The 17720-nt window shown below is 67.2% G+C and carries 19 protein-coding genes; 15 read left to right on the top strand and 4 right to left on the bottom strand.

The window, feature by feature from the left end:
• Positions 1–120 precede the first annotated feature (120 nt).
• From rfbD to HBE64_RS18265, 3 genes are read left to right on the top strand one after another with little or no spacing between them, the layout of a single operon-like run.
• Positions 121–978 carry a dTDP-4-dehydrorhamnose reductase gene (gene rfbD / locus HBE64_RS18275; RefSeq protein WP_167105239.1) on the top strand — a complete coding sequence of 286 codons (858 nt, stop codon included), beginning with the start codon at positions 121–123 and terminating at the stop codon, positions 976–978.
• A gap of 17 nt (positions 979–995) precedes the next feature.
• A complete protein-coding gene (locus HBE64_RS18270; protein WP_167105236.1) occupies positions 996–1883 on the top strand; it encodes a glycosyltransferase family 2 protein in 888 nt (295 codons plus the stop codon).
• Between the two features lie 5 nt (positions 1884–1888).
• Entirely contained in the window at positions 1889–2965 is a 1077-nt protein-coding gene (locus HBE64_RS18265) for a sugar phosphate nucleotidyltransferase (protein ID WP_167109394.1), read from the top strand.
• Positions 2966–2985: 20 nt separating this feature from the next.
• Here the strand turns inward: HBE64_RS18265 and HBE64_RS18260 are convergent, their stop codons facing one another.
• Genes HBE64_RS18260 through cofD form a run of 3 tightly spaced genes read right to left on the bottom strand, consistent with a single transcriptional unit; the run spans position 2986 to position 5866 of the window.
• A complete protein-coding gene (locus HBE64_RS18260; RefSeq protein WP_167105233.1) occupies positions 2986–3528 on the bottom strand; it encodes an NUDIX hydrolase in 543 nt (180 codons plus the stop codon).
• The gene (locus HBE64_RS18255; RefSeq protein WP_167105230.1) at positions 3525–4868 is read right to left on the bottom strand and encodes a coenzyme F420-0:L-glutamate ligase; all 1344 of its coding nucleotides are present in this window, start codon (positions 4866–4868) and stop codon (positions 3525–3527) included. The genes HBE64_RS18260 and HBE64_RS18255 overlap by 4 nt, the downstream gene beginning before the upstream one ends.
• Complete coding sequence (gene cofD / locus HBE64_RS18250; RefSeq protein WP_167105227.1) at positions 4865–5866, bottom strand: 2-phospho-L-lactate transferase; 1002 nt, start codon at positions 5864–5866, stop codon at positions 4865–4867. Before cofD ends, HBE64_RS18255 begins: the two co-directional genes overlap by 4 nt.
• Before the next feature lie 297 nt (positions 5867–6163).
• Between cofD and HBE64_RS18245 the strand changes: the two genes are divergently transcribed.
• Positions 6164–6517, top strand: a complete 354-nt coding sequence (locus tag HBE64_RS18245; protein WP_167109392.1) for a WhiB family transcriptional regulator — start codon at positions 6164–6166, stop codon at positions 6515–6517.
• On the opposite strand, the gene HBE64_RS18240 is transcribed toward HBE64_RS18245, so the two are convergent.
• Positions 6514–6936 (bottom strand): metallopeptidase family protein, encoded by a 423-nt coding sequence (locus HBE64_RS18240; RefSeq protein ID WP_167109390.1) that lies wholly within the window; start codon positions 6934–6936, stop codon positions 6514–6516. The genes HBE64_RS18245 and HBE64_RS18240 overlap by 4 nt on opposite strands.
• Before the next feature lie 160 nt (positions 6937–7096).
• Here HBE64_RS18240 and HBE64_RS18235 point away from each other — a divergent pair, with 160 nt between their 5' ends.
• From HBE64_RS18235 to HBE64_RS18185, 11 genes are all read left to right on the top strand, one after another.
• Entirely contained in the window at positions 7097–7522 is a 426-nt protein-coding gene (locus HBE64_RS18235; RefSeq protein WP_167105224.1) for a DUF3499 domain-containing protein, read from the top strand.
• Between the two features lie 76 nt (positions 7523–7598).
• Positions 7599–8993 (top strand): phosphomannomutase/phosphoglucomutase, encoded by a 1395-nt coding sequence (locus tag HBE64_RS18230; protein WP_167105221.1) that lies wholly within the window; start codon positions 7599–7601, stop codon positions 8991–8993.
• A complete protein-coding gene (locus tag HBE64_RS18225) occupies positions 8990–10063 on the top strand; it encodes a TobH protein (RefSeq protein WP_167105218.1) in 1074 nt (357 codons plus the stop codon). Before HBE64_RS18230 ends, HBE64_RS18225 begins: the two co-directional genes overlap by 4 nt.
• A 7-nt stretch (positions 10064–10070) precedes the next feature.
• Positions 10071–11297 (top strand): mannose-6-phosphate isomerase, class I, encoded by a 1227-nt coding sequence (gene manA / locus HBE64_RS18220; RefSeq protein WP_167105215.1) that lies wholly within the window; start codon positions 10071–10073, stop codon positions 11295–11297.
• 14 nt (positions 11298–11311) lie between these two features.
• Positions 11312–12232: a cation diffusion facilitator family transporter gene (locus tag HBE64_RS18215; RefSeq protein WP_167105212.1), complete on the top strand. Its 921-nt coding sequence runs from the start codon at positions 11312–11314 to the stop codon at positions 12230–12232.
• 333 nt (positions 12233–12565) lie between these two features.
• Positions 12566–13759 carry an alkane 1-monooxygenase gene (locus tag HBE64_RS18210; RefSeq protein ID WP_243841682.1) on the top strand — a complete coding sequence of 398 codons (1194 nt, stop codon included), beginning with the start codon at positions 12566–12568 and terminating at the stop codon, positions 13757–13759.
• Entirely contained in the window at positions 13756–13929 is a 174-nt protein-coding gene (locus HBE64_RS18205; RefSeq protein WP_167105206.1) for a rubredoxin, read from the top strand. The genes HBE64_RS18210 and HBE64_RS18205 overlap by 4 nt, the downstream gene beginning before the upstream one ends.
• On the top strand, positions 13926–14114 hold the full coding sequence (locus tag HBE64_RS18200; protein WP_167105203.1) for a rubredoxin: 189 nt from the start codon (positions 13926–13928) through the stop codon (positions 14112–14114). Before HBE64_RS18205 ends, HBE64_RS18200 begins: the two co-directional genes overlap by 4 nt.
• A gap of 8 nt (positions 14115–14122) precedes the next feature.
• Complete coding sequence (locus HBE64_RS18195) at positions 14123–14755, top strand: TetR/AcrR family transcriptional regulator (RefSeq protein ID WP_167105200.1); 633 nt, start codon at positions 14123–14125, stop codon at positions 14753–14755.
• Positions 14756–14862: 107 nt separating this feature from the next.
• The gene (gene ahcY / locus HBE64_RS18190) at positions 14863–16323 is read left to right on the top strand and encodes an adenosylhomocysteinase (RefSeq protein ID WP_167105198.1); all 1461 of its coding nucleotides are present in this window, start codon (positions 14863–14865) and stop codon (positions 16321–16323) included.
• Positions 16324–16401: 78 nt separating this feature from the next.
• Positions 16402–17706 (top strand): lipase family protein, encoded by a 1305-nt coding sequence (locus HBE64_RS18185; RefSeq protein WP_167105195.1) that lies wholly within the window; start codon positions 16402–16404, stop codon positions 17704–17706.
• Positions 17707–17720 lie beyond the last annotated feature (14 nt).

The following is a 17720-nucleotide window of genomic DNA, read 5'->3' as shown; positions in this document are numbered from 1 at the left end:
ACGGTGCGAGCCACCCGCCGGGCGCCCGTCACTGCATCGGTGTCAGCAGGCATCAGCCCAGGCTACTGGCGAGATGGGCGCATACCCGGTAGCCGAAACCGGCGTGCCAGACTCGAAGTCATGGGCAGGCGGATCGTCATCACCGGTGCCGGGGGCCAGGTCGGACGCTTCCTCGCAGGTGAGGCAGCCCGCCGCGGCTATCAGGTCAGCGCGTTGACGCACCGTGAGTGGGACATCGCCGACGCACCGGCAGCCGAACATTTCGTCGCCAAGGGTGACCTGGTCGTCAACTGCGCGGCCATCGCCAACGTCGACGTGGCCGAGGCCGACCCCGAGGCCGCCTACGCCGTGAACGTCACCGGCCCGGAGAACGTCGCCCACGCCTGCGCCCGGGTCGGCGCCGACCTGGTGCACCTGTCTACCGACTACGTATTTGGCGGTGAGAAACGTCACCCTTATGAGGTTGGCGACCCGACGAACCCGTTGAGCGTCTACGGCCGAACCAAGCTCGCCGGGGAGCTCGCGGTGCTCGCCGCCCAGCCGGACGCCACCGTCGTGCGCACCTCCTGGGTGTACACCGGCGGATCGGGCAGCGACTTCGTCGCGGTCCTGCGGCGGGCGGCCGCCACCGAGGACACCGTCGACGTCGCCGACGACCAGATCGGCTCGCCCACCTACGTCAAAGACCTGTTCGGCGCCATTTTCGAGGCGGGCGATGCGCGCATTCGCGAGCCGGTCCTGCACGCCGCCAACGCCGGCGCCGTCAGCCGCTTCCAGCAGGCTCGCGCCGTGTTCGAGACGCTCGGCGCCGACCCCCAACGGGTTCGTCCGATCCGCGCCGCGCAGTCACCGAAGCCCGCCCGTCGGCCGGTGTACTCCGCGTTGTCCATGACGATGTCGGCGCAAGCGGGCCTCACCCCGCTGCGGCCGTGGCGTGAAGCCCTAGCCGAGGCGCTTGCCCAGCCCCTCGCCGACTGACCGCTACCCTCTACGCCGTGACCTCCACCCGCCCGCTCACCGTCGTGACGGTGACGTACTCACCGGGGTCGCACTTGGACCGCTTCCTGTCCTCGCTGACCGTGGCCACCGACCGGCCGGTGACCGTGGTGATGGCTGACAACGGCTCGGTGGACGGCACACCCGAAGAGGCAGTCGAGCGCTATCCGGGCACCACACTGCTGCGCACCGGCGGCAACCTGGGCTACGGCAGCGCCGTCAATCGCGCGGTCGCCACGGTGCCCGCCGACGACGAGTTCGTGATCGTGGCCAACCCCGACGTCGTGTGGGGGCCGGGCAGTATCGACGCGCTGATGGAGGCGGCGGAGCGATGGCCGCGGGCGGGAACGCTCGGGCCGCTGATCCGCGACCCCGACGGCTCGGTCTACCCATCTGCCCGTCACCTGCCCAGCCTGATCCGGGGCGGGATGCACGCCGTGGTCGGCTTCGCCTGGAAGAACAACCCATGGACCAAGGCCTATCGCCAGCAGTACCAGGAGCCCAGCGAGCGGCCGGTGGGCTGGCTCTCCGGCTCCTGCCTGCTGATCCGTCGGGCGGCATTCGAGCAGGTCGGCGGCTTCGACGAGCGCTACTTCATGTACATGGAAGACGTCGATCTCGGAGACCGGATCGGCAGGGCCGGCTGGCTCAACGTCTACGTCCCGGCCGCGGAGATCCTGCACGACAAAGGCCACTCGACGGGACGTGATCCGGCCCGAAACCTGCGCGCCCACCATGACAGCACCTACATTTATCTCGCGGACCGCCATTTCGGATGGTGGCAGGCGCCGCTGCGCTGGACGATGAAGGGCGCATTGAAGGTGCGTTCCCGCGCGGCGGTGCGCAAATCGAAACGGGAACGGGGAAAAGGGGGGAAGGCTCAGTGAGCGATGTGAACCCGGGCGCGGTAGACGCGGTCGTCCTCGTCGGCGGTAAAGGCACCCGGCTGCGGCCGTTGACCTTGTCGGCCGCAAAGCCGATGCTGCCGACCGCCGGGTTTCCGTTCCTGACCCACCTGCTCTCCCGGATCGCTCAAGCCGGGATCGAGCACGTCATCCTCGGCACGTCGTATAAGGCCGCCACCTTCGAGAACGAGTTCGGTGACGGCTCCAAGCTCGGCCTGCAGATCGAGTACGTCACCGAAGAGCACCCACTGGGCACCGGCGGCGGTATCGCGAATGTGGTGCCCAAGCTGCGCAACGAGACCGTGATGGTGTTCAACGGCGACGTGCTATCGGGCATGGACCTGTCCGAGATGCTGGCCGCCCACCACGCGCGCGAGGCAGATCTGACCCTGCATCTGGTGCGGGTGAGTGACCCGCGGGCGTTCGGTTGTGTGCCCACCGACACCGACGGCAACGTCGTGGCCTTCCTGGAGAAGACCGAAGACCCGCCGACGGATCAGATCAACGCCGGCACCTACATCTTCAAGCGCGAGATCATCGACCGCATCCCGCGTGGACGCGAAGTCTCGGTGGAGCGTGAAGTGTTCCCGGCACTGCTGGCCGACGGTGTCAGGGTGTGCGGGTACGTCGACTCCAGCTATTGGCGCGACATGGGCACTCCCGAGGACTTCGTCCGCGGCTCAGCCGATCTGGTGCGCGGGCTGGCGCCCTCGCCGGCGTTGGGCGGGCGGCGCGGGGAGAGCCTGGTGCACGACGGTGCATCGGTGGCGCCGGGCGCGGTCTTGGTCGGCGGCACCGTGGTGGGCCGTGGCGCCGAGATCGGGCCGGGAGTGCGACTCGACGGCGCGGTGATCTTCGACGGGGCCAAGATCGAAGCCGGGTCCGTCGTGGAACGCTCGATCATCGGCTTCGGTGCGCGGATCGGTCCGCGGGCACTGGTTCGTGACGGCATCATCGGCGACGGCGCCGACATCGGGGCACGCTGCGAACTCCTGCGCGGCGCGCGGGTGTGGCCCGGTGTGATGATCCCCGACTGCGGAATCCGCTACTCCTCGGACATCTAGCCCCAGTGGCCACTTGTGGGCTAACGCTTGCGGGCGCAGCCCACTGCCACCAGGTGTGCCAGCGCGCTGTCGGTTCCGGGCGGAAGCGCGTCGGGGGCCCACCACCGCAGGTCCAGTGACTCGTCGCTGATGGCGATCTGGGCGTCAGCCGGGGCGTACGCGATGAACTGCAGGTCCAGATGACGAGTCGGCACCCCCAGCGAGCAGGTCAAGGCGTGGACGTGGATAGCGCCGAGATCCGCGTCGATGCTCAGTCCGTCGATGCCGGACTCCTCGGTGGCCTCGCGCAGTGCGGCGGCGACGATATCGGAATCCTCCGGCTCGCAATGCCCGCCGAGTTGCACCCACCGTCCCAGCCGCGGATGCAGGGTCAGCAGCACCTTGTCACCGGTATCGGCGACCACCAACGCTGAGGCGGTGATATGGCCTGGTACGCAACTGCGTTGGCAGGAATCTTCGCGGGCGTCCAGGAACGCCAGCACCGCGTGACGAAGTGAGTCTTGGCCGTCATTGGGTGGCTGCCAACCCGTCAGCAGCTCGATCGCCGAATCCCGCACGCTCATCTGCGCACCAGCAGATCGCCCACCGCAGCGGGATCGCGCGGCTCAGGAGGCTCGACGGGATAGCCGATTGCGATGGCGCCCAACGGTTCCCACTCAGCGGGCAGATCAAGTATCGCGCGCACCAGATCCGGGGTGAAGATAGTCGAGCCGATCCAGCAGCTGCCTACCCCGCGCACGGCCAGTGCCACCAACAGGCCCTGCACGGCGGCACCCACCGCGACGGTGAACATCGTGTGCTCGGCAGCGGTGCGCACCGGATCCGGATAACTGTGCGCGCCTTCGGGAACCAGGAACGGGATGACGACCTCCGGTGCGTCGTAGAGGATCTGGCCGCGGGTGACCCGCTTCTCGACGCTGCCGGCGGGCCTGCCGTCACCGCTGAGATCGGCACGCCAGGCATCCTTCATCCGGTCCAGGAGCGTGACGCGCCTACCGCGGTCCTGCAACCAGACGAACCGCACGGGGCGGGTGTGATGCGGCGCCGGCGCGGTCAATGCCTCGGCGACCGCCTCCTCGATGAGGGCCGGGTCCACCGGTTCGTCGGCGAACTGCCGGGTGGAGCGGCGCAGCAGTTGGGCTTGGCGGCGGCCCAATTCGATCGACTCGGCGGTGCCAAGCCAGAACAGGTCGTCTTCGCCACTGCGCAGCAGCCGCGCCGCGGTGGACCCGTCGTCGGGCAGGCGAAGTCCGCGCACCACTGCGACGGGCACCGCAGTGAGCTTGCCCTTGACCAGATCGGCGGCGGCGGCGATCTCGTCGGCGACGGCGACTTCGGTGACCAGCAACTCGTTTCCGTGAGTGTCCACCGCGCCGGCGTAGGCGTAGAGCACCGGCAGCCCGGCCGAGCCGATCGCGGCATCGGTCTGCCCGTTGCGCCACGCCCGCCCCATGGTGTCGGTGATCAGGACACCGACGTCGACGCCGAGCTTCTCGCGCAACGCGGCACGCAAAGAAGCCGCGCTGCCATCCGGATCCACCGGAAGCAACGCCAATTCCGTTGCGCCGATGTTGGACCCGTCGACTCCGGCCGCGGCCTGAACCAATCCGATGCGGTTCTCGGTGATCAGGGTCTTGCCCTTACGGGCCAATACCCGCACCGCCTCATCGTTGATCAGCTTGCGTCGCAGGGCGTCCCGCTCTTCGGGATCGGCCGGCGCGGCCACGATGCGGCCCTCGCACTTGGAGACCACCTTGCTGGTGACGACAAGGATGTCGCCGTCGCGCAACCACCTCGCGGACTCGGCCAGCGCCGCGGCCAGATCGTCACCCGGGCGGAATTCGGGAAGTCCGGGTACGGGCAGGATTTCGATGGGTGCAGCGGCACCGTGCTCGAGGCTCACGGGGTCACGCCCGCCAATTCCAGCCCGGCGCGGACCATCTGGGCGGTGGCGTCCGGGTTGGACATCAGCAGCGGAATCGATTTGACCGTCGCACCGGGGATCTCGGCGTGGTCACCTTCGGAGATCAGCCAGTAGTCGAGGATTCCGGTTGCCGAGCGGGCACCGTAGTGCCGGCCGACGGCCTGAGAGGACGTTTCGACGCCGATCACCGAAAGGCATTCGTCGGCCATGCCGCGCAAGGGTTTTCCGTGCACGATCGGGGAGTAGCCGACGATCGCGGCGCCGGTGGAGCGCAACGCGGCCCGGATGCCCGGGATGTTGAGGATCGCGCCGATGCTGACGACCGGGTTCGACGGCGCCAGCATGACGACGTCGGCCTCGGTGATCGCGTCGACCACACCGGGTCCGGCTTTGGCGCTTTCAGCCCCGACGAAGGCGAAACTGTGGGTGGGTACTTGCGCTCGATAACGGACCCACCACTCCTGGAAGTGGATTGCCGTGCGGTCGCCGGTCTGCGGGTCGTCGATCACCACGTGCGTCTCACACCGGTCGTCACTGGCTGGTAGCAGGCGGGCGCCGGGGGACCAGCGGTGGCACAGCGCCTCGGTCACTTGCGACAGCGGATATCCCGCACGCAACATCTGGCTGCGCACCAGATGCGTCGCCAGATCGCGGTCGCCGAGACCGAACCAATCCGGCTGTACGCCATAGGCGGCCAATTCTTCCTTGGCGTTCCAGGTTTCGTCGCGGTGTCCCCAGCCCCGTTCGGGGTCGATCCCGCCACCCAACGTGTACATGCACGTGTCCAGATCCGGGCAGATCCGCACGCCGTGCATCCACGCGTCGTCACCGATGTTGACCACTGCGGTGAGCTCGTGATCAAGATCGCCTGTGGCTCCGGAATTTTGGCCGGCAAACTGACCCAAACCCAGCAATCGCTGCACCCCGAGCAGGAAACGGGCGCCTCCCACGCCGCCGACCAGAACGGTGATCTTCACACCGATCGACACTAGGCGGTCGGGTCTTTGGGCGCGCACGCGGTCACGATCGAGTCACCACCGAGACACGCCGGGGCATCGACTCGCCGAATTGTCCGAGGAAAGTGGTATCAATTTTGGTTCTTTCGCTTGACCGGACTCTCATAGGCGTGTCTAATCACACCAGTGTCATTTCGCGGTCCACCTGCCGTTTTCGGTGTCGCAGACCGAGATTCGACCAGATGTTCGAATTGGGATGGCCACACTCGAATAGTGGGCGACATGCAGGAATCTACGAAACCAGGTGAGGAGGCGGAAATGTCCTATCAGCACTTCATTGGAGCGCTCGGGGCCCCGCACACCATTACCGGCTCGGAGAACACGGGGGTAACGGCGCGCGCTCACTTGAGTTTGGTGCCCGATCCCATCGACGTGATCCCGATGGAACCGGGAGACGAGCAGTGGCAGGAGAAGGCGCTCTGCGCCCAAACCGACCCTGAGGCGTTCTTCCCCGAGAAGGGTGGCTCCACCCGAGAGGCCAAGCGAATCTGCCTGGGCTGCGAGGTCAAGGACGCGTGCCTTGACTATGCCCTGTCGCACGACGAACGCTTCGGCATCTGGGGCGGGCTCTCCGAGCGGGAGCGCCGTCGCCTCAAGCGCGGCATCATCTAGTCGTCGTCAAGACTCGGGTCGATGACCGACGGCTCGACCCCGAGATAGGTGGCCACCTGAGCCACCAGAATGTCATGCAGTAAGTCCGTCAGATCGATCGAGTCTTTGGCTCGGCGTTCGATCGGCTTGCGAAACAGCACGATTCGGGCTCGCGTGGAGTTACCGCGAACATCGACCCCGGCCGGGATCAACCGCGCCAACGCGATCGGTCCGTCCGCCACAACTTCCGGCGGCCACTGCACGCTGTCGGGATCTTTGGGTGCGATGCGGGGGATTTCGTCGACCGCGACGTCCAACGCGGTGAGCCGTTGTTGCCACTGCCGCTCGATGGGCTCGTAGGCCTCGAGCACCGCCATGTCGAACCGCTCGGCACGGCTGCGCCAGCCCGGTACCGTCGGGGGCAACAACGGGCCGCGCATCTCGCGCCCGCGGCGGGACCCGGCGCCACCGCCGGATCGACCACCGCGCCGGGAACTGCGGGAATCGGCCACCGAGCGATCGTAACGGTTGGGAATCGACGCCTCCGCCGCTGCGCGTGTCCGCCCGTCACCTGCAATTGCCGCGCGATAGCCTCACGGCGTGAATGTTGCCCGTCGCTGCTGCAGGCCCGCGTGCCCCCATTACGCGGTGGCGACATTGACGTTCGTCTACTCCGATTCCACGGCCGTCGTCGGACCGCTGGCGGTCAATCGCGAGCCGCACTCGTGGGATCTGTGCATCGGCCACGCCAACCGCATCACCGCCCCGATCGGATGGGAACTGGTGCGCCATGCCGCCCCGCTGCCGGAGTATCTGGAGGACGACGACCTTGTCGCTCTGGCCGACGCTGTGCGGGAGGGCCGTGAACTGCCGTCCGGGCCGCCGATCGCCGGGTTCTCCGACCCGAGCGGAGCCGCGCATGCGACCGCACCCGGTCCGGGGATGATGCCGTCGGCGATGCAGCACCCGACGACCTCGGGTCGGCGCCGCGGACACCTGCGGGTACTGCCCGATCCAGCCGACTGAGGCGAGAAGGACGCCGCTAACGCGGCCCCTGAACAGCTAGGCTGGCGGCCAACAGTTGCCTCAGTCAGGAGACCACATGTCCAGGGCCGCCGCCGCGGTACGCCGTGTCATCAAGGCCTACGACGTGCGTGGTCTGGTCGGTGAGGAGATCGACGAGGCCTTTGTCGCCGACGTCGGGGCGGCGTTCGCCCGGCTGTTGCGCGACGAGGGCAGCCAAGTCAGCCGGGTCGCCGTCGGCTACGACATGCGGGAGAGCTCGCCGACGCTGGCCGCGGCCTTCGCCGACGGTGTCACCGGCCAGGGCCTCGACGTGGTGCGCATCGGACTGGCATCCACCGATCAGCTGTATTTCGCATCCGGATATCTGAATTGCCCCGGCGCGATGTTCACCGCCAGCCACAACCCGGCCGCCTACAACGGCATCAAGCTGTGCCGGGCCGGTGCAAAACCAGTCGGGGACGACACCGGGCTGGGGATCATCCGCGACGATCTGATCAACGGCGTGCCTGCTTACGACGGCCCCCGTGGTGAGGTGCACGATCAGGATGTCCTGGACGACTACGGGCAGTTCCTGCGGTCGCTGGTGAACCTCAGCGAGCTGCGGCCGCTGCGGGTCGCCGTCGATGCCGGCAACGGTATGGCGGGGCACACCACGCCCGCGGTGCTCGGACCGCTGACGGCGCTGACGCTGCTGCCGCTGTACTTCGAACTCGACGGCTCGTTTCCCAACCACGAGGCCAACCCGCTCGAGCCGGCCAACCTGGTGGATCTGCAGAAATTCGTGCTGGAAACCAAGGCTGACATCGGCCTGGCCTTCGACGGAGATGCCGACCGTTGTTTCGTCGTCGACGAACGGGGAAACCCGGTTTCGCCGTCGGCGGTGACCGCGCTCGTCGCCGGCCGAGAGCTGGCGCGGGAGATCGGTGCCACGGTGATCCACAACCTGATCACGTCACGTGCGGTGCCCGAGCTGGTCGTCGAGCGCGGCGGCACGCCGGTGCGCTCGCGTGTCGGACACTCCTACATCAAGGCCCTGATGGCCGACACCGGCGCCATCTTCGGCGGTGAGCATTCCGCGCACTACTACTTCCGTGATTTCTGGGGAGCCGACTCGGGGATGCTGGCCGCGCTGCATGTGCTGGCCGCCCTGGGCGAGGAGGACCGCCCGCTGTCGGAGCTGATGGCCGACTACCAGCGCTACCAAGCCTCCGGCGAGATCAACTTCCGGGTTGCCGATGCCCCCGCATGCGTGGAGGCCGTGCTGAAAGACTTTGGCGAGCAAGTTGTTTCGCTCGACCACCTCGACGGTGTGACCGTCGACCTCGGTGATGGGGTGTGGTTCAACCTGCGCACCTCCAACACCGAACCGCTGTTGCGGCTCAACGTCGAGGCACCCACCGCGCAGGAAGTCGACGCCATCGTCACCCGGGTGGGTGAGCAGATATCGGCCAACAGTGAGGCCGTTCCATGAGTTCGCCGCACGCCACGGTGGACTTCGACGACACCGACGGGCTCCTGGAAGCCGACCGCGACGGCCTACTGCGGGCGGCGGCGATGGCCGGGGCTCAGGTGCGCGCCACCGCGGCCGCCGTCGAAGAGGGCGCGCTGGAGTCGGTGCGAGCCGATCGGCCGCGAACGGTGGTCTGGGTGGCCGGCCGAGGGGCGGCCGAGGCTGCCGGCGCGATGCTGGCCGCCTGCCTTGGTGGTCAGGCCGGCGAGCCGATCGTGGTGGCCGCCGAATCCCCACCCTGGATCGGCCCACTGGACGTTCTGGTGGTGGCAGGCGACGACCCCGGCGATCCGGCGTTGGTGAGCGCCGCGGCGACCGCGGTTCGCCGTGGCGCGCGGGTGGTCGTGGCCGCGCCCTACGAGGGTCCGCTGCGCGACGCCACCGCCGGGCGCACGGCGGTGCTGGCCCCGCGGCTGTGGGTTCCCGACGAGTTCGGCCTGTGCCGATATCTGGCGGCGGGGCTGGCAACGCTCGAGGCGGTCGACCCGGCCCTGGGCGCCGATCTGACCACCCTGGCCGACGAACTCGACGCCGAGGCGTTGCGGAACAGCGCGGGCCGAGAAGTGTTCACCAACCCGGCCAAGTCGCTGGCCGAACGGATGACCGGCCGCCAGCCGGTGCTGGCCGGCGACGGCGCGGCGACGCTTGCGCTGGCCCGGCATGCTGCCGCGGTGCTGTTGCGGGTCGGCCACCAGCCGGTGGCGGCGGCCGGTCTCGCCGACGCACTGGTGGCGCTTCGGGCCGGTGCGGCAAGAGGTTTCGCCGACCCGGTCGACGCACTGTTCCACGACGACGAGCTGGACGGGCCGTTGCCGACCCGGACCCGGGTCTTTGCTCTGACGCTGGCGGCCGAGCGGGCGGTGGTGACCGCCCGGGTGGCCGGCGTGGACGATATCCAAGTTGTGGGCGCCGAAGACATCGGGGAAGCTGGATCAGTTCAGGTGCCGGCGGGGCGGGCCGAACAACAGCTGGCAACACTGGCTGTCCGGTTCGAAATGGCAGCGGTATACCTGAGACTGGCAGGGGGATAGCGGGTCAGTGGAACTCCTACGAGGAGCGATACGCACCTACGCGTGGGGATCACGCACAGCCATCGCCGATTTCACCGGGAGGCCCTCTCCCACAGTGCATCCCGAGGCCGAGCTGTGGCTCGGCGCCCATCCGGGCGACCCGGCCTGCCTGGAGACCCCCGGTGCGGAGACGTCATTGCTCGACGCCGTGCGCTCCGATCCGGAAGGGCAGCTCGGACCTGCGGTGCGGGCGCGTTTCGGCGACGTGCTGCCGTTCTTGGTCAAGGTGCTCGCCGCCGACGAGCCCCTGTCGTTACAGGCTCACCCGAGCGCGGACCAGGCGGTCGAGGGTTACCTGCGTGAAGACCGGTTGGGCGTGCCGCTCAATTCGCCGATCCGCAACTACCGCGACCGCAGCCACAAGCCCGAATTACTGGTTGCCCTAGGGCAATTCGAGGCGCTTGCCGGATTCCGGCCAGCGGCCCGCACGGTGGAGCTGCTGACCGCCCTGGGGGTGGCCACCCTGGACCCCTACATCGCCCTGCTCAGTGGACAGTCCGACGCTGACGGGCTGCGTGCCCTGTTCACCACCTGGATCACCGCGCCGCAGCCGGATCTCGACGTCCTGATCCCGGCCGTCCTCGAAGGCGCCGTGAATTATATGCGCTCGGGGGCAACCGAATTCGAGGCAGAGGCCAAGACGGTCCTCGAGCTGGGGGAGCGCTACCCGGGTGACGCGGGGGTGCTGGCCGCGTTGCTGCTCAACCGCATCAGTCTGGCTCCCGGCGAGGCGATCTTCCTTGCGGCGGGCAATCTGCACAGCTACCTGCAGGGCGTCGGCGTGGAAGTGATGGCTAACTCCGACAACGTGCTTCGCGGCGGATTGACGCCCAAGCACGTCGATGTTCCGGAGTTGTTGCGGGTTCTCGACTTCACCCCGGCCGACGACGCGACGCTGCACCCGCCCACCCATCGTGACGGTATCGAGCTGGTCTACCAGACCCCGGCGCCGGAGTTCGCCACGTCGGTGCTGGTGCTCGACGAGCCGACCGTGGGCCACGAGATCGACGCGCCGTCCCGCCACGACGGCCCGCAGATCCTGGTGTGCACCGAGGGCTCGGTGGTCGTGCGGGCCAAGTCCGACGTGGTCACTCTGCATCGTGGATCCTCGGCCTGGGTGGCCGCCGATGACGGCCCGATCCGTCTGGAGGCAGGTGAGCCCTCGAAGCTCTTCCGGGCTACCGTGGGCCTCTGACGAAGGAGGACCGCATGTCGACCGAGGGCAGCACCAAGGCGATCCTGGCGGCCTTGACCGCCAACGCGGGTATCGCGGCGGCGAAGTTCTTCGGATTCTTCATCACCGGCAGTTCGTCGATGCTCGCCGAGGCCGTCCACTCGGTGGCCGACACCTCAAATCAGGGTCTGCTGCTGTTCGGTCAGCGCCAGGCCCGCAAAGAGGCGGACAGTCTGCACCAGTTCGGCTATGGCCGGAGCCGGTACTTCTATTCGTTCGTTGTAGCTCTCGTGCTGTTCTCACTCGGCGCGATCTTCGCGCTCTACGAGGGCTACCACAAGATCTCGCACCCCCAGCCGTTGACTTCACCACTGGTGGCGGTGGCGATCCTGGGTGTGGCGATCGCCCTGGAGACCTACAGTTTTCGCACCGCGATCGTGGAATCCCGTCCGCTCAAAGGGGCGGGCAGTTGGTGGCAGTTCATCCGCCGCTCGCGTAACCCCGAGTTGCCGGTGGTGCTGTTGGAGGACACCGGTGCGCTGATCGGCCTGATCTTCGCCATGGCGGGTGTGGGTTTGACGATGCTGACCGGCGACCCGATCTGGGACGGTGTGGGCACCATGCTCATCGGCGCGCTGCTGGGCGTGATCGCGATCGTGCTCATGGTCGAGATGCACAGCCTGCTCATCGGTGAGGGCGCCACCGCCGAGGAGTGCAGCGCGATTCAGTCCGCCCTCGAGCAGACCCCGCACGTGGACCGGGTGATCCATCTGCGCACCCAGTACCTCGGCCCGGAGGAGATGCTCGTCGGGGCCAAGATCGCTCTGGCGCCGAACATCGACCTGGCGACCGTGGCCGCCACCATCGACAACGCCGAGGCCGCGGTGCGGGCCAAGGTGCCTGCGGCGGCCGTCATCTATCTGGAACCCGATCTCGATCGCGCGCTGACCCGCTAGCGCCGCCTCGGTACCACCACGGCGCCTGTCTGCGGGATGAACCCGCCGCAAAAAGCGCCGCGGTTTGTCATATCTGCATCTGCTAGGCGCCGAGGATCGCGTCGCCGGGTGCCCAGACCGCCCGTACCCTCCCGCTGCACCAGCCGATCCGGACCAGCGTGTTTACAAAACATGGTTGTTTGTATAGACAACCGACAAATTGAGCTCTATAGTCAACTCATCAATGGTGATGGCACTCACATGGAGGTATTTGTCGTGACGTCTCAGTTGGATGCCGGCACTGCCCGGGTCGAACCCACGCAGTGGCGGGACAAGAAGCGCTATCTGTGGCTGATGGGCCTGATCGCACCCACGGCGTTGCTCGTGGTGCTGCCGGTGGTCTGGGGGATGAACCAGCTCGGCTGGACCACCGCGTCACAGGTGTTCTTCTGGGTCGGGCCGTTCCTGATCTACATGCTGCTGCCGGCGCTGGACCTCAAGTTCGGCCGTGACGGCCAGAACCCGCCCGACGAGGTGATGGAGTACCTGGAGAACGACAAGTACTACCGGTATTGCACCTACATCTTCATTCCGTTCCAGTTCGTCAGCCTGATCTTCGGCGCCTACATGTTCACCGCGTCGAACCTGAGCTGGCTGGGCTACGAAGGCGGCCTGAGCTGGTTCGCCAAGATCGGCCTGGCGCTCTCGGTCGGCGTGCTCGGCGGCACCGGCATCAACACCGCCCACGAACTGGGGCACAAGAAGGAGTCGCTGGAACGCTGGCTGTCGAAGGTGACGTTGGCGCAGACCTGCTACGGCCACTTCTACATCGAGCACAACCGCGGCCACCACGTCCGCGTCGCCACCCCGGAAGACCCCGCGTCGTCGCGGTTCGGTGAAACGTTCTGGGAGTTCCTGCCTCGCAGCGTCTGGGGCAGCGCACGCTCGGCGGTCAAGCTCGAGGCGGCCCGTATCCGCCGGCTCGGCAAGAGCCCCTGGGATCCCCGGACTTGGCTGGGCAACGACGTGCTCAACGCGTGGCTGATGTCGGCGGTGCTCTTCGGTGCGCTGATCGCGGTGTTCGGTCCCGCTCTGATCCCCTTCCTGATCATCCAGGCGGTGTTCGGCTTCTCGATGCTCGAGTCGGTCAACTACCTCGAGCACTACGGACTGCTGCGGCAGAAGAACGAGAACGGCCGCTACGAGCGCTGCACCCCGCAGCACAGCTGGAACTCCGATCACCTGGTGACCAACCTGTTCCTCTACCATCTGCAGCGGCACAGCGATCACCACGCCAACCCGACCCGTCGCTACCAGACGCTGCGCAGCATGGACGAGGCACCTGAACTGCCGACCGGCTACGCCACCCTGATCGGCGTCACCTACCTGCCCTGGGTGTGGCGCCGGATGATGGACCACCGGGTGCTCGAGCACTACAACGGTGACATCACCAAGGTGAACATCGACCCGCGTCGCCGGGCGAAGATCCTCGCCCGCTACGGCGATGAGCGCTTGCGCGAAGAGCAATTCGGTGGAGCCACCGCATGAGCGCCTACAAGTGCCCGGTGTGTGACTACGTCTACGACGAGGCGAAAGGTGCCGCCCGGGAAGGCTTCCCGGCCGGCACCGCCTGGGCCGACGTCCCCGACGACTGGTGCTGCCCGGACTGCGGTGTACGAGAGAAGATCGACTTCGAGGCGATGGAGGTGACGCAATGAGCGATGAGGACTTCAAACTGTTCATCTGCGTGCAGTGCGGATTCGAGTACGACGAGGCCAAGGGCTGGCCGGAAGACGGCATCGCGCCGGGCACCCGGTGGGACGACATCCCCGAGGACTGGAGCTGTCCCGACTGCGGCGCGGCCAAATCGGACTTCGAGATGGTAGAAGTCGCCCGCGGGTGACGGCTGCGATGTCAGTTACGCTCGCGCGTGTGACGAGGCCTCGGGTTCCCTATCCCGAGGCCTCGCGTGCGTTGCTGCGGGATTCGGTGCTCGACGCCATGCGTGAGGAACTGCTCACCAAGGACTGGTCGGCGATCACCCTGTCTGACGTGGCCCGCACCGCCGGTATCAGCAGACAGACCATCTACAACGAGTTCGGCTCCCGGCAGGGCCTGGCCCAGGGATACGCCCTGCGGCTGGCCGACCGTCTCGTCGACGCCATCAACGACGCGATCACCTCCAACGTCGGCAGCGTCTTCGCGGCGTTCTCCGAGGGGTTCCGGGTGTTCTTCACCGAGTCGGCCGCCGATCCGCTGGTCATCTCCCTGCTCACCGGTGTCGCCAAGCCCGACCTGCTGCAGATGATCACCACCGACAGCGCGCCGATCATCACCAGAGCCTCCGAGCGGCTGACCGAGGCGTTCGTCGACAGCTGGGTCGGCGCCAGCGACGAGGACGCCGGCGTGCTGGCCCGGGCGATCGTGCGGCTGGCCATGAGTTACATCTCGATGCCGCCGGAAGCCAACCATGACGTCGCCGCAGACCTAGCCCGTTTGATGACGCCGTTCGCCGAACGCTACGGTGTTATCGATATTCCCTAGCTGTCAGAGCGCCCACGCGCCTGTCCCGCGAGCCCGCAGGCTGGGGGTGTCGCCACCGCGCATCTGCGCGTACACCGGCAATGAACGAACGAAGAGGGCTCTATTTCATGTCTGAACTGACCGCCGATACCCGCAACGGCATCGACTTCAAGGTCGCCGACCTGTCCCTGGCCGAGTTCGGCCGCAAGGAGATCCGCCTCGCCGAGCACGAGATGCCCGGCCTGATGTCGCTGCGTCGCGAATACGCCGACGTGTTGCCGCTGAAGGGCGCTCGGATCTCCGGCTCGCTGCACATGACCGTGCAGACCGCCGTGCTCATCGAGACCCTGGTCGCGCTCGGCGCCGAGGTCCGCTGGGCGTCGTGCAACATCTTCTCCACCCAGGACCATGCCGCCGCCGCGACCGTCGTCGGCCCGCACGGCACCCCGGAGGAGCCCAAGGGTGTGCCGATCTTCGCCTGGAAGGGCGAGACGCTCGAGGAGTACTGGTGGGCCGCCGAGCAGATGCTCACCTGGCCAGGCGAGCCGGCCAACATGATCCTCGACGACGGCGGCGACGCCACCATGCTGGTGCTGCGTGGCGCCCAGTTCGAGAAGGCCGGCGTGGTGCCGCCCGCCGAAGAGGACGCCTCCGCCGAGTACAAGGTCTTCCTCAACCTGCTGCGTGAGCGCTTCGAGACCGACAAGACCAAGTGGACCACCATCGCCGAGTCGGTCCAGGGTGTCACCGAGGAGACCACCACCGGTGTGCTGCGGCTCTACCAGTTCGCCGCCGCCGGTGAGCTGGTGTTCCCCGCGATCAACGTCAACGACTCGGTGACCAAGAGCAAGTTCGACAACAAGTACGGCACCCGGCATTCGCTCATCGACGGCATCAACCGGGGCACCGACGTGCTGATCGGTGGCAAGGCCGCGCTGGTGTGCGGCTACGGCGACGTCGGCAAGGGCTGCGCCGAGGCGCTCAAGGCCCAGGGTGCCCGCGTCGCGGTCACCGAGATCGACCCGATCAACGCGCTGCAGGCGCTGATGGACGGCTTTGAGGTCAAGACGGTCGAAGAGGCCATCGGCTGGGCCGACATCGTCATCACCGCGACCGGCAACCAGGGCATCATCACGCTCGAGCACATGCGCTCGATGAAGCACCAGGCGATCCTGGGCAACATCGGGCACTTCGACGACGAGATCGAGATGGCCCGGCTCGAGCGGGATCCCGACATCCGCCGGATCAACATCAAGCCGCAGGTCGACGAGTTCGTCTTCCCCGACGGCCATTCCATCATCGTGTTGTCCGAGGGCCGGCTGCTCAACCTCGGCAACGCTACCGGCCACCCGTCGTTCGTGATGAGCAACAGCTTCTCGAATCAGGTCATCGCCCAGATCGAGCTGTGGACCAAGAACGACGAGTACGACAACGAGGTATACCGGCTGCCCAAGCACCTCGACGAGAAGGTCGCCAAGATCCACGTCGAAGCCCTCGGTGGTTCGCTGACCAGGCTGACCAAGGAGCAGGCCGAGTACATCGGCGTCGACGTCGAAGGCCCGTACAAGCCGGAGCATTACCGCTACTGAGCTGCTTGAGTCTGCGTACAGATCGCCGGGTGGGACTAAATCGGCGATCTGTGCGCAGACTCGATGTAACCTCCGCAGATGCGGTGGACGCGGTGGGTAGCTGTCGTAAGTCTGGCTCTCGCAACGGTATTCCCGCCGCTGGCACACGCTGACCGTGCCTGGGACCCGAAGTACAACGAAGACGATTACACCGAGTTCTACACGCCGCCGAATCCGTTGCCGCCGCAGCTGCAACCTGGCGATGTCGTCCGCAGTGAACCGTCGCGGCTGGTGCTCGAGCCGTCCGGTCAACTCGGTGCGATCATGGCCACCGGAACGCGGGTCATGTATCGCAGCACCGACGGCCGCGGGAAGCCCGACGTGGTCACCGGCACCTACTTCGAGCCGTACAACGACTGGCCGGGGGCCGGGCCGCGACCGCTGATCGTCTACGGGCCGGGCACTCAGGGCCAGGGTGACCAGTGCGCGCCGTCGCGCCAGTTCAATCAGGGCTTCCATTGGGCGCCGTACCTGGATTTCACCTTCAACTACGAAGAGATGTTCGTCGCGACGATGGTGGCTCGCGGTTTCGCCATCTTCATGACCGACTACGAGGGGTTGGGCACGATCGGCGTCCAGCACACCTACGTCAACCGGCTTTCCGAGGGCCACGCCATGCTCGACGGGGCCCGCGCCGCGATGCGGCTACCCGACACCTCACTGAATCCGCATGGGCCGGTTGCCTTTTGGGGCTATTCCCAGGGCGGCGGGGCGGCGGCCTCGGCGGCTGAGCTGGCTTCGTCGTATGCACCTGAGGAGCATGTGGTCGGCACCTATGCCGGGGCCCCGCCGGCAGACCTGAAGGAACTGTTCCCCTACGCCGACGGCAGCGCGCTGGTGGGGGTGGTGGGCTACGCACTGAACTCGGTGATCGCCGCCTACCCCGAGCACGCCGACGAGATCCGCGCCACCCTGACCCCGCGCGGGGAGGACATGCTGAACAAGGTTGCCGACCAGTGCGTGGCAGAGACGTTGACCAAGTTCATGTTTCGCCATCTTCAGCCCTACTTCAACCGGGACATCACCGAGCTGGTGAACTCCGAGCCGTTCTCCAGCCTGTTCGACGAACAGCGGATCGGCCGGCTCAAGCCCAACGCGCCGGTGCTGATCAACAGCAACCGTTACGACCCGCTGGTGCCGTGGACCGGGGCCAACCAGCTCGGTCGCGACTGGTGTGCCCAGGGCGCCGACGTCGAGTTCCGCACCAACGAGGAGCCGCCGTTCCTGAACAAGGCGGTGGTCAACCACGCGCTGCCGATGCTGGTCGACGGGGAGGCCGCGATGCAGTGGATCGCCGACCGATTCAACGGGCTGGCGACCACACCGAACTGCGGCCAGTTCTGAGCACTAGGCTCGCT

The organism is Mycobacterium sp. DL592 (assembly GCF_011694515.1).
Taxonomy (GTDB): Bacteria; Actinomycetota; Actinomycetes; order Mycobacteriales; family Mycobacteriaceae; genus Mycobacterium.
Note: the sequence above shows the minus strand (reverse complement) of the source record. Positions and strands in the feature narration are given on the sequence as shown.

Bases quoted from the DNA above. Each gene is read 5' to 3' on its own strand.
- HBE64_RS18210 (WP_243841682.1), top strand. From the start codon at position 12,566: ATGGGCCTGATCGCACCCACGGCGTTGCTCGTGGTGCTGCCGGTGGTC.
- HBE64_RS18200 (WP_167105203.1), top strand. From the start codon at position 13,926: ATGAGCGATGAGGACTTCAAACTGTTCATCTGCGTGCAGTGCGGATTC.
- HBE64_RS18225 (WP_167105218.1), top strand. From the start codon at position 8,990: ATGAGTTCGCCGCACGCCACGGTGGACTTCGACGACACCGACGGGCTC.
- HBE64_RS18215 (WP_167105212.1), top strand. From the start codon at position 11,312: ATGTCGACCGAGGGCAGCACCAAGGCGATCCTGGCGGCCTTGACCGCC.
- HBE64_RS18205 (WP_167105206.1), top strand. From the start codon at position 13,756: ATGAGCGCCTACAAGTGCCCGGTGTGTGACTACGTCTACGACGAGGCG.
- HBE64_RS18195 (WP_167105200.1), top strand. From the start codon at position 14,123: ATGTCAGTTACGCTCGCGCGTGTGACGAGGCCTCGGGTTCCCTATCCC.
- HBE64_RS18185 (WP_167105195.1), top strand. From the start codon at position 16,402: ATGCGGTGGACGCGGTGGGTAGCTGTCGTAAGTCTGGCTCTCGCAACG.
- HBE64_RS18240 (WP_167109390.1), bottom strand. From the start codon at position 6,936: ATGCGCGGCCCGTTGTTGCCCCCGACGGTACCGGGCTGGCGCAGCCGT.
- HBE64_RS18260 (WP_167105233.1), bottom strand. From the start codon at position 3,528: ATGAGCGTGCGGGATTCGGCGATCGAGCTGCTGACGGGTTGGCAGCCA.
- ahcY (WP_167105198.1), top strand. From the start codon at position 14,863: ATGTCTGAACTGACCGCCGATACCCGCAACGGCATCGACTTCAAGGTC.
- HBE64_RS18230 (WP_167105221.1), top strand. From the start codon at position 7,599: ATGTCCAGGGCCGCCGCCGCGGTACGCCGTGTCATCAAGGCCTACGAC.
- HBE64_RS18245 (WP_167109392.1), top strand. From the start codon at position 6,164: ATGTCCTATCAGCACTTCATTGGAGCGCTCGGGGCCCCGCACACCATT.
- rfbD (WP_167105239.1), top strand. From the start codon at position 121: ATGGGCAGGCGGATCGTCATCACCGGTGCCGGGGGCCAGGTCGGACGC.